We start from the raw sequence: 12,051 nt of genomic DNA, 5'->3' as shown, positions 1-12,051 counted from the left end.
TACTCAAGCTGACATGCTGCTATACGTTATTGCCTGCGAAGTCTAAGAAGTCAAGAGCCGCGGCGCTAGAAGACTAATAGACCCATTGATTTAGTGCTATTACGGTTTAGCATCCATTAAAACAATTTCTTTTGCATCGAAGCTTCTATGATCCTGACTTATATTTTTCGGCTTAGAGAGAATGATTCGAATTATATCCCCTTGAGAAAAATCTTTGAATTGTATAGAATTTCCTTCGCTATCTTCCAATTTTGTTGTGCTAGTAACGCCTACCTTGCACAAATAACCTAAAGAATTTATAGGCCCCTTCTTATCTCTGTTCACCTGATCTGAGCAGTTTACTACAAATTCATTTGTATTTATGCTGTCAATGGTCTCCTCAAATGATTGGATTGGGTTACGGTTACATGCTGTCATTATTAGGAAAACCACGACTAGCAGTACGGATATCCTTTTGATAAGAACCCTCCTCACATCTCCCTGTGTAAAATTATTCCAAATTATACTTATATAACGTTGCTGATTCAATTATTGTTGCACCAGAAGATGATAATATCAGCATAGCAAGTTGAATAGATCATCCTGCATTTCTCAGGACTTTATGTAGTAGAATACTAGCGCAGACTACTTTGTAATGGGTAACAGGAGGATATGATGTTTGAAAATAGCAGAAAATCAGGTTGGATTTGGTTCGATTCGGAAGATATTTCGGGTAATTTCCCGGGGAATGTATTTATGGAGGCCCGAAAAATTATACACCTGAGTGGTGCCATTCGTAAAGGTAGTATCCAGATTAGCGCCAATCAAGAGTACATGCTTTATGTGAATGGATGCTTCGTTGGAAGAGGACCATCTCCCTGCGATTACCGGTGGCAGTATGTGGACACGTATGAGATCGGTGATCTTCTGCGGGAAGGTCAAAACTGTTTAGCTTGCCTCAGCTACCATATCGGGCAAAGCGAATCGACGATTGCGTACGAGCGCGGACCGGGTGGGCTGTTCGTGCATTTAGAAGCGGAAACGACGGAGCAAACCGTTGAGATCGGGACAGATACGACCTGGAAAATACGCCGCTCACCGCGTTGGGTCCAGCAAGTTAAGCAAATCAGCCGCTGGGGCGGGTTTAAAGAGGTATATCTGGCGGATCAGGAAGACGATTGGATGTTGGTTGATTATGACGACCAGTCCTGGTTGATCCCCGGCATTGTTGCTGCTGAGAGTGGTTCGGAGAACGATTCTGAAATCGATGATGAAAACGATATTGAAAGTCCATTTACGCAGATGCTTCCAAGGGAAATTCCACATCTTCACAGGGAAGTGCTGGCCCCGAAAACGGTAGTGAGGGTGGATAACAATCTTGGTACTGTACTAGGTGCTGAGCGGTTATTGGACAGCTCGGAGTCCTTGCAGGTTCAATCGGACGGTTCGGAGCGATCAAAGATTGAGCCGGATAGCTCGGAGTTATTGCAGCTCCAATTGAACATTTTTGCCCCTTTGCATGTGAAGCTGGACGCTTCGACAGCGGGTTCGTTCCCGGGCTTTGTGCTTGATTTTGGCAAGGTGGTAGTCGGCTACCCGCAGCTGCGGATTTACGCAGCAGAGGGAGGCGTAGTCGACATCCGTTATGGCGAATCGCTTGATGTCCAGCATGTGGACACGGTGATTTTACAGGCTGGACTGAATGAATGGTCGCCTTTTGGCCGTCGTGCTTTTCGGTACATGCAAATCAACGCTCATGCCTGTCCTGTGCCGATTGAGATACAGCATTGTGCGATTGAGCAGGTGCATTACCCGTTTGGGCAAGAGGGGACTTTTGCCTGCAGCGATCCGTTGTTAAACCAAATATGGGAGACGGGGAAGCACACGGTTGTGATGAACAGCCAAGAGCATTTGGAGGACTGCCCCTGGCGGGAAAAGGCGTTATGGGTCGTTGACGAGCTCATTATGGCCAAAGTGATTTATTATGTTTTTGACGATAGCAGGCTTGTTCGTAAATCGCTGCTGCAAGGAGCCCGCATTCAAAAAGAGAATGGTGCTATCCCTGCGACTGGACCGGAATCCAATTCATCGGTATTTGTTGATTTTTGCATGTATTGGCTGCTTGCGGTGTGCGATTACTGGAAATATGCATCCGATGTGCAAATGATCGATACGATTCGTCCTCATATAGAACTAACGCTGGACTGGCTGGCGAAGCAAGAGGATGAACAGGGACTGCTGCATATTCCGGATGACCATTGCTTTATTGACTGGGCACCTTCGATTGATCGGCGGGAGAAAGTGACAGCGGTATCTTGCTTGTACATGAAAACGCTGTTGGAGCTGGCCCATTTGGCGAGAGCATTCGGCTGGACGAACCAGTCTGCCATTTGGGAAGAAAAGGGGAATGTGACGCGGGCTGCAATTCGAACGTATTGCCTGGAGCCGAAGCGCGATCTCTTTGTCGACTGCGTAACGAATGAAGGGAGATCTGAGAGCATTTCATTGCAGACCAATTTTTTGGCTGCCTGGTGCGGAGTGATGACGCAGGCGGAGGTGGAACGGTTTATTCATTTTTATGAGCATCAACAAGAGCTGCCGACGATCAAAAGCCCGTTTTTTCACCACTTTGTGCTGGAAAGTTTATATGACTGTGGCAATGACAAGTTGATGCTCCAAGTGATGCGGAATTACTGGGGAGCTATGCTGGCGCGCGGAGCGACAACCTGGTGGGAAACGTTCGATCCGGCGACGCCAGACTGCACGATTCCACACCGCTTCCAAGGAAATACACCGACTTATTTGCGTGATCATGTTCCTGTGAGCCATTGCCACGGCTGGGGCGCGGCGCCTACGTATATATTGATGAAGATGCTTTTGGGGATTGATGCGAGCAATAGGAATCATCTATGCAATACGGTACTTTTTCGCCCACGGTTGGCAGATATCGACTGGGTACAAGGTTCAGTGGCGACGAAATACGGCTTCATTGAAATTGCCTGGCGGCGAGAAGCAAACAACTCGTGGGAGTGCTCAATCCATGCCCCCGATTCTATTAAACTGGAAATGGATTTAAGCGATTTAGACGCTCAAGGAATAGGCTCTAAACAAGTTTATTTAAATGGGAAGGCTTTATTCCAGCAAAATTAAAACATCTTTTGAGAATCTGGATGGAAGAGATGAGTGATTTCCTTGCACTAATTTCCTTAATAGGGCAGGAAATCATGCACTCTTCGTAACTTCAGAGGTCTTAAGTGAATCATGATGAAATCAGCACCTAAAAATGCAAATATCAACTTATATATTTTAGCCGGTAATCGATTAAGCTTAACAAAGAAACATGATAGCGGTTTCAAATGATATCGGTATTTGATAACTGAGGAGGGACGGAAGTATTTAGTCAGTCTGATTATAAGCTTTTTGTATCAAAGTTTGAAAATATGAATGAAGAAAAGGATGTGTGGAGGATGAAGCAAGCAAAAAGGTTAATAGGTATGATGATCGTTTTAGTATGTATAATTTGGCTGCCCAGTTTTCAGATTGCATTTGCAGACGCGGTAGAGGTTAACGTCACCGATTACGGGGCTCTAGGCGATGATGCCATTGATGATACAGTGGCCATTCAGAATGCGATTGATCATGTAAACGCTAACGGAGGTGGAACCGTTTTTGTTCCATCCGGAACTTATTTAGTCAGTAATTTAAAGCTGTACAGCAATATGGAGTTAAAAGGAACGGGATGGAATTCGATTCTCAAGCAAAATGGGGGCGTCTATGTCGTCTCGGTTAATCCTGGCGCAGAAGGTGTAGGTAATACCAAGTCGAATATCCAGATCAAGGACATTCAATTGATGGATAGAAGTGGTGAGGGTGCAGCCTTCTCGGAGCATCAACATATCCTTAACATTAATGCTGCAACCGATGTACTGGTGGATCGTGTGAAAGTAACCGGCTTCCTGGGCGATGGGATTTATATCGGATCCAGCAATGTCGGCGGAGTTGAAGTGCATAATGAACGAATAACGGTAAGGAATTCTTACATTGACGGGGTTACGAAAGATAACCGAAACGGAATCTCCATCATCGATTGTGACGGTTGTACGGTTGAGTATAATCATTTCACGCGCACAACCCGGCCGAATATGCCTGGAGCTGTCGATCTTGAGCCGGATCATGATTACAGTATTATCAAAAACATTACGATTCGCAACAACACCTTCGATGATATCGGTGGCAACGTTGGCATGATCTCGGTTGTGCTCGGTATTGCGCAGAACAATATGATTGTGCCTTCCGAGAACATAGTCATCGAAAACAACCGTGGCGAGAATTTGACCGTTAACTCAAGAGCCATCACCGCGTTGCAAAGAAATTCCGGGGAACCGCTCGTTGCCAATGGTATAATAATCAGGAATAACACCGTGAGCAACTCGCTTACCGGGGGAGTCGGACTGTTTGGCGTGAAGGGCGTTACGGTGGAAAATAATTATTTCTCTAATCTGGAAATGCCCAATTATATCGGCTATGACGGTTCACCAACCTGGGATGTGAATTACGTCAACAACGTGTTTCATAACACGGGTAAGGGGTCTGGAGAAGGTTTAAACATTTTTTCAACGGAACGGCTGCTGCTGGATGGGAACAGGTTCGAAAACGTGGGGAAGGTAAATGGAACCCAAGGCTTTGCCATTAATTTTATTGCTAAAGAGAACGCAGCTCCTGGTGAGGGCTCTCACTTGAAACTAAAAAACAATACATTCATTTCGTTCGGACGAACGACGTATGCGATTAAAAATTCAGGGTATCTATTTACAGATCCCACCACAAATGAGTTTACGAACAATACGTTTATCAATGTATCAGGGAATGATTTTCAATATAGTGTGCCTGAGCCAACAGCAGCTCAAACTTCGTTAACTGGAGTAAGCTCGGCTGCAGTAGGGCAGGAATTTACCGTTAACTACGGACTGAACGGAGTTGCTGGTGCTGTTTACGCACAAGATATCAAGCTGGACTATGATTCTAACGTTATGGAATTCGTATCTGCAAGATCCCTAATCGAAGGGGTAGCTCTTGTGGAGACTGTTAAGGAACCAGCAGGAAAGCTTCGTTTGATTGTGGCCAGCCAAGGCTCTGAACATGCTATTACAGGTAATGGCCAAATCATAGAGCTTACCTTCAAAGCGAAAAATGTTCCGCAAACGACTGCAGGTTTGATTTCGATTACGAGTGCTGCTCTAGGAGATGTAGAAGGAAATGAGCTTCAAGCAGCTTCTGCTTCTATAAGCGTTAATATAACCGCAGGAGGAAGCTCGGGTGGAAGCATAGGGGACATCAATCAGGATGGCATCGTATCCGTTGGTGATTTGGCTCTCATTGCTGCACATTACGGCAAAGACAGCAGCAGCCCTGATTGGCAGCAAGCCAAGAAAGCGGATGTGAATGGAGACGGCAAAATCGATATTCTGGATCTCGCAGCAGTAGCCAAGAAAATAGTGGAGTAACGAAAAGAATAGACGGGGAGGGGGATAATCTGGATCTGGGGATGATCCTCCTTCCTGTTTGTTTAAAGAGATTCCCAAAAAAAGGACGGCTCAGAGCCGTGTAACCGTGAATGGAGGATACTATGAACCATAAACCGCATCAATGGATTGCTTCCATAATTGCTTTTTTTCTCATTACACTGCTCTATTTGCCCATGCTGCCAACTGGAACCGCCCAGGCGGAGGCCGCACCATCCTTTCTTTTAACGGCTAATAAACCTGTTGATGGTAAAATTACCGTAACTATGAGTGGTACAAATATGAAAGATTTATATGGCTATGAGGCGCGATTTACATTCGATCCTGATCTGCTTGAGCTGGTGGAAGCCAAATCCAAGCTGGACGGTTTTTCCGTTTCGCCAGTCATCAAGAACAAGGAGATCCTGATTGCTCATACCAAGATAGGTAATGTAAAGGGAGAAAGCGGGGATGTCACCATTGGTACCCTGACGTTTAAGACGAAGAAGCAAGGAACCTCTACCGTAAAGTGGGAATCCATTAAAGCGGTAGATTCTAATTTGTCACATCAAACATATTCCGTAGAAAAGAGCGTTTCAGTTGTTGTTGATGTTCCTGTTCCATTTAAACCAGGTTTTGTTGATCTTGAGGGTCACTGGGCTAAGGCAGATATAGAGCTGCTCGCATCCAAAGGCATTATTGAGGGAATGGATGAAAAACATTTTGTACCGGAAGCTCATGTAACAAGAGCTCAATTCGCGGCGATGATTTCAAGAACACTGAATTTGAATCTAAATTTGAATTCAACAGCAAATACGAAGCCAAATCCGTTTATCGATGTTGGCCCTGCTTCCTGGTACAGAGATGTCGTAAACAGCGTATATTCAGCAGGTATTGTTGAAGGTATGACTGCAACGAGCTTTGCTCCGGACAAAGAAATTACAAGGGAAGAAATGGCTGTGATGATTGTGAGAGCGAAGCTCAATCTGGAGGACTCTACTCTAGAGAAAAGTGTGCCCACTGAAGGGCTGAAGTTCGATGATATGAACACCATAAGCGATTGGGCACTCAAACACGTTCAACTTGCGTTCAGCTCGGGCATCATAAATGGTCGAACAGACCAGTTGTTTGTTCCTCGAGGGAATGCCACCCGAGCGGAAGCTGCCGTAATGATTAGGCGATTATTATCCAATTAATTAAGGATGAGGGGATATCCTTTCTGACTGAACTATAAGGGAAGAGCATACCGGAAAGCAGTCCGCCCTCTGCCGAAATGAGCGTGTGCGCCACTTAACGATGTTTTTCATCGTTAAAGTAAGTGTTCCAGGTCAATCCGTCACGTTAACGATGATTTTCATCGTTAAAGGAGAGCGGATGGCTCCATCTGGGTGGATAGCAGGGATTTAACGATGAAAAACATCGTTAAAGCAAGGATGTGGAGTGGACCTGCTGTTTTAACGATGAAAAACATCGTTAAAGCAACAGGTCCTTCTCAACTACCCGCGTCCTCAGTCCCAGCGGCTTAGCCCGCGGGGAAATCTCCTCCAATCAAGAGAAAAAACCTTGTTGGCTGTCTGTTGGAGCTTGGTGTTCGTGCGATTCGTACGAATCGTACGATTGTAGCTGAGAAGAGGGACTGGCTGTGGGCGGAAGAGCGGTAGCGTCCGCCTTTAAAGATTTGTTCCTACCCTCCTCATCTATACCGTTCAAGGGAACAAATCTTTAACAGCGGCTGGAGCCTACAGCCACTCCCTTTCGAAATGCTCCCTAGTTTCAACGATGATAGGATTGCCCTGTATTAATGATCATATAGCCATGGATGTACAATTCTTATTTTTGCTAAGATAGGGATTGTTAGAAACGAAAGGAGGCAAGTCAAAGCATACCAGCTATGCAAGTATGTAATCGTTTTACAGTACGTGCTGCAGATGTTAGCGGCATGACATCAATTTATTTAGAGGGAGCAAAGATATGAGAATAGCTCGATTATTTGTTAAGTGTGTCGCGTCTATCCTGATCATGTGCATGCTGATTTCAAATTTCGTAATGGGAACGCAGTTAGGAAATATCGCGTACGGTAGCGCTGTAGCGGCATCCAATGATACGGGAGTTCCTTTGTTTTCTGACACGAAGGGGCACTGGGCTGAGAAACAAATTGCTGACTGGGCAGCTAAGAAGTGGGTTCAAGGTTATTTGGACGGGAAGTTCGAGCCAGATGCGACTGTAAGTCGCGGAGAATTTATGGCATTTATTAATCGTTCCTTCGGATTTCAAGAACGAGCCTCGATTGACTTCTCGGATGTAACCGCTTCCGATTGGGTGTACGATGAGGTTGCCAAAGCCGTCCAAGCTGGATATATCAACGGCTATGAGGATGGAACGGTCCGGGCAAATCGTCCGATTAGCCGTCAGGAAGCAGCTGTAATCGTGGGTAGACTGTTGAAGCTGGATGAGACGGCTAACCGCGAAGCCGCAGATGATTTCAAAGATGCCGCTCAGATTGAGCAGTGGAGCCAGGGAGCGGTAGGTGCTGTGGCCGAAAAGGGTCTGATGGCAGGATACGGGGATCAGAGCTTTAAGCCCAACGGCTTTATTACAAGAGCCGAGGTGGTGGTGACGTTGGATCGCGCAATCGCCGTAAGATATACGGTCACCTATGATCAGGCCGGTACATACGGACCTTCAGCAGGTAGCGAAATCGTTAGCCAAGACGTTGTTGTGAATGTACCTGGAGTCACACTTAGAAACATGAAGATTACAGGGAACCTGATATTGGCCGAAGGCATCGGCGAGGGCGATGTTTTCCTTGACAATGTTCAGGTCGAAGGGGTAACAACTCTAAAGAGTGGATCCGGGAATAGTCATTTCAACAATTCCACATTGACGAACTTCATCATCGAAGGGAAAGATGGCAACGCCAAAATTGTCGTCAAAGGGAAATCAACGATTGCCAAGTTGAACATCCTGTCCACAGCAACAGTGGAGCTTCAGCAGGGAACGGTAGAGGAGCTGACGATTTCCAAGCAAGCAACCGGCGTAAGCCTGGACATCGGGTCGGAAGCGACCGTTGCTGTACTGAATCTGGAACGTTTGTCCAAGATTGTGGGCAAAGGTACAATCAAGCTTGCTGTCATAAGTGAAGAAGCACGGGAAACAATCTTTGAGAAGCAGCCAGAACGTAAGGAAGGACCAGGATCGATAGCGAAGCCAACATCAGGAGGAGGAAACAACCATGTCGTGACACCGACGACGGAGCCGACACAGACACCGGAGCCAACCCAGACACCAGGGCCAACGCCGACGCCGCAAAATCAGTATGAAATCGTAAAAGATGGTGCGGCAAAAGCTGTGATTGTCATCCCTAGTCAACCGAATACGGTTGAGAATTATGCCGCTGGCGAGCTGCAATATCACATCAAGGAAGCCACGGACGTAACGCTGCAGATCATAAAAGAATCTGAAACATTGCCTGAAGGGGCTCTTCCGATCTATCTGGGTAGAACTGAATCTGCATTGGCAGCCGGAATTGACGCAAGCGCCTATGAACCACGGTCTTACGCCATTCGCACAACGTCGCAGGGGATCTACATTTCCGGCCGCGATGAAAGTGGATCGTTCTCCTATGAGGAAGAACCTCAAGGAGCTGGAACGTTGTTAGGCGTATATGAGATTCTTCGCAATGATCTGGAAGTGAAGTGGCTTTGGCCTGGCAAATTAGGAGAGGTCATACCGCATACCGCTTCCATTTCCCTTGGAGAGTATGATGTCAAGAATGTAGCGCAGCTTAAGCATGTACGATGGAGAGATGCTCCTTTTGCCATGGGTGATGTGAGCGGCGTTTCCTCAGAGGTAAAGATGAAATTCGTTGAAGATCAACTTACTTGGCTTCGCCGGCACGGGTTTACTCAAGGGATCAGCCTGGAGTATGGGCATGCATTCGAGGATTACTGGGATCGCTTTAAAGATTCGAATCCCGAATATTTTAACTTATTACAGGACGGAACACGCCGTCCGGGGCATCCTTTTTATCCAGGTGCCGGGAGCTTGATCTCCATGAATGTCGGAAATGAAGGGTTTCAAAATCAGGTCATTCAGGAATGGCTGAATAATCGCACGGTGAAAAGACCTTATGTGAACGGTGCTGAGAACGATACTCCCGGAATGGACCGTTCACCTGAATCGCTGGCTCTGGACAATACCACGAATCCATATCCCATTCCGGTTGGCAAGGAAGATGTGTATTTACCTTATTACGTATCCGACAGGTACGCCAAATTTTGGCTGGCGCTTCTGGAGAAAGCGAAAGTTCACAATCCCGACGTCAAAGTAATCGGCTATGCCTATGAAAACTATAGTGCACCTCCAGTCGATACCCAGCTTAACGAGGATATTGTGATCGCGATTGTGCCGGAGTACATCTTTCCGTGGTCTGAGCAGAACAGGCAAACATTCAGGGAACAATGGAACGGTTGGTATAACAAGGGAGCTTCATTATTTTTAAGACCTAATTATACGTTGTCTGGTCATAACATGCCGATTCAATATGCGAAAGCGTTCGGGGAAGATTTCAACTATGCGTATGATAGAGGCATGATGGCAACCGATTTTGACTCTCTTACTGGCATGTATGGTACACAAGGGCCAACTTTATATATGATAGCCCGATTAAACGAAGAGCCTGGGACAGATGTAGACACCATTTTAAAAGAATATTACGAAGCTTTCGGTCCAGCCAAACCCAAAATTGAAGAGTACTTTAGCAAGTGGAATGAAGTAACAGTACGAGCAGAAGCTACATTCAAAACGCTTGATCTTTCAAAGGAGCATGTCGATAGCATTTATGCCGATTTCAATCAAATTATTGATTCGTTATTTACACTTAGTGATTTCATCGAGGCTCAGAGCGTGTTAGACGATGCGAAAATTTTAGTTTCGGGAAGCGACTCGAAGTATGTACAGAGGGTCGAATTTCTGGAGAAAGGATTGACGGATGCCAAATTGACATGGGAGTTGGTCACGAAGTTTAAGGAATCCAAGCTTGACCCCAGCAAAGAAACCGAGATGGTCCATGCTCTGCAAGAACTGGACAATTACAGAAAAAGTATTGCTTCATCAGGAGCAAGCAATATCTGGTACTCGAACTGGGCCGAGAATCGGACGATTAACCGGAAGCTCTACCAGCAGTTAGATGATAAAGAGCTTATTGAGGTACTTCCGAAAACATGGAGCTTCAAATGGGATCCTCTTGAGGTTGGGGATGCCGAAGAGTGGTATTCCGAATCGGCCAACACGGCGTGGGATTCGATCGCCATTGACAATGTATGGCAGAAGCAGCCGATCGGTTTGCAGTGGAAGAACGACCATGGCACGGATTACACCGGTGTAGCCTGGTACAAGACGACGTTCGAGGCGGGAGCGGAGACGTTGGGTAATTTGGCGCTCTTGTTCGGTGCCGTCGACAAATCGAGTAAGGTTTGGATCAACGGGCAGGCTGCAGGAGAGAACATCTATGATCCGGTGACTAGCCCGAATGCTTGGGAGGATCCGTTCCAGATTGCGCTTGCTGATCATATCAGACCTGGGACGAATACGGTGGTCGTAAAAGTGGAGAGCAGATTCGGCGTAGGCGGCATATACAAGCCCGTATGGTTCGTTCGGAATAAAGTATCCGCTCCGATCTCGTTGGCCGATTGGGTGCTTGCACCCGGACTGGCACAGGTAACGACTCCATCGTCGGTTGAAGAAAACATATATGATGGCTTCAACGCCTATATTCTTCATGATTCGGAAGCAGAAGGCATTGAGCTGATGCTGGATCAAGGGGCTCCCTTCGAGGTTCAAGCTTTGCAAGTGGTAAACCGTGGTGATACGGCCACGAATTTGAATATCGCAGGCATGAAAATAATGGTAGGCTCTTCAGACGATGGGATTCAGTTCGATCAAGAAATATTTAACGGGGCCGTACCGGGCGGCATCGATGCAGGAATAATGCGGCAGGTAATCGTAGACAAGGTGAAGAAGCGGTACTTCAAAGTCATCGTGACGTCCAATTTCCTAGGCCCGATCACGATGGAGATTGCCGATCGGGATCGCATTCATACGGGGGCTTTCAGTTTCGTCAGAACCCCCCCGGTGTCTCCCGTTCAGCCTACATTCAAAGCCATACATGACGGTTTTGTCATGTATACGAATCCGGATGCGGGGGCGTTAGGCTCTATCGAGCTTGCGATAGATTTGGGACAGGTGGAGAAGGTGGCAGCGCTGCAAATCAAGAATAGACCGATGGCAACTTCGCTTTCTGTAGCCGCGGTGAGCGTATGGGTAGGATCGCAGGATGATGGGGTGCACTTCGACCAGGAAGTTTATAATGGCGGTATTCCCGGAACTATCAGGGCGAATGAGGTGCGTCCTATCGAAATAACGCCAAGCACGAAACGGTACTTCAAGATCAAGATAACCCATAATTTCTTTGGACCGATTAACGGAAATGCCAATCAGGACACGGTCCAGTTCACAGAGCTGCGATATACCAAACAGTTGGATTAATAAAGCTTCACAAAGGCTTCCGGCT

The 12,051-nt window shown here is 46.6% G+C and carries 5 protein-coding genes; 4 read left to right on the top strand and 1 reads right to left on the bottom strand.

Annotated elements, in window-relative coordinates; genetic code table 11:
• Positions 1-99: 99 nt before the first annotated feature.
• Positions 100-528, bottom strand: coding sequence for a hypothetical protein (locus J2Z66_RS33785; RefSeq protein WP_209977186.1), 429 nt, complete (start codon positions 526-528; stop codon positions 100-102).
• A gap of 123 nt (positions 529-651) precedes the next feature.
• Between J2Z66_RS33785 and J2Z66_RS33780 the strand changes: the two genes are divergently transcribed.
• From J2Z66_RS33780 to J2Z66_RS33765, 4 genes are all read left to right on the top strand, one after another.
• Positions 652-3,129, top strand: a complete 2,478-nt coding sequence (locus tag J2Z66_RS33780) for a family 78 glycoside hydrolase catalytic domain (protein ID WP_209977185.1) — start codon at positions 652-654, stop codon at positions 3,127-3,129.
• A gap of 317 nt (positions 3,130-3,446) precedes the next feature.
• Positions 3,447-5,483 (top strand): cohesin domain-containing protein, encoded by a 2,037-nt coding sequence (locus J2Z66_RS33775; protein WP_209977184.1) that lies wholly within the window; start codon positions 3,447-3,449, stop codon positions 5,481-5,483.
• 122 nt (positions 5,484-5,605) lie between these two features.
• Positions 5,606-6,676 carry an S-layer homology domain-containing protein gene (locus J2Z66_RS33770; protein ID WP_209977183.1) on the top strand — a complete coding sequence of 357 codons (1,071 nt, stop codon included), beginning with the start codon at positions 5,606-5,608 and terminating at the stop codon, positions 6,674-6,676.
• Positions 6,677-7,451: 775 nt separating this feature from the next.
• Positions 7,452-12,026, top strand: a complete 4,575-nt coding sequence (locus tag J2Z66_RS33765; protein ID WP_209977182.1) for a DUF4838 domain-containing protein — start codon at positions 7,452-7,454, stop codon at positions 12,024-12,026.
• Positions 12,027-12,051: the final 25 nt, after the last annotated feature.

This window comes from Paenibacillus eucommiae (assembly GCF_017874215.1).
In the GTDB taxonomy this organism is placed as follows: domain Bacteria; phylum Bacillota; class Bacilli; order Paenibacillales; family NBRC-103111; genus Paenibacillus_AI; species Paenibacillus_AI eucommiae.
Note: the sequence above shows the minus strand (reverse complement) of the source record. Positions and strands in the feature narration are given on the sequence as shown.

Bases quoted from the DNA above. Each gene is read 5' to 3' on its own strand.
- J2Z66_RS33780 (WP_209977185.1), top strand. From the start codon at position 652: ATGATGTTTGAAAATAGCAGAAAATCAGGTTGGATTTGGTTCGATTCG.
- J2Z66_RS33775 (WP_209977184.1), top strand. From the start codon at position 3,447: ATGAAGCAAGCAAAAAGGTTAATAGGTATGATGATCGTTTTAGTATGT.
- J2Z66_RS33765 (WP_209977182.1), top strand. From the start codon at position 7,452: ATGAGAATAGCTCGATTATTTGTTAAGTGTGTCGCGTCTATCCTGATC.
- J2Z66_RS33770 (WP_209977183.1), top strand. From the start codon at position 5,606: ATGAACCATAAACCGCATCAATGGATTGCTTCCATAATTGCTTTTTTT.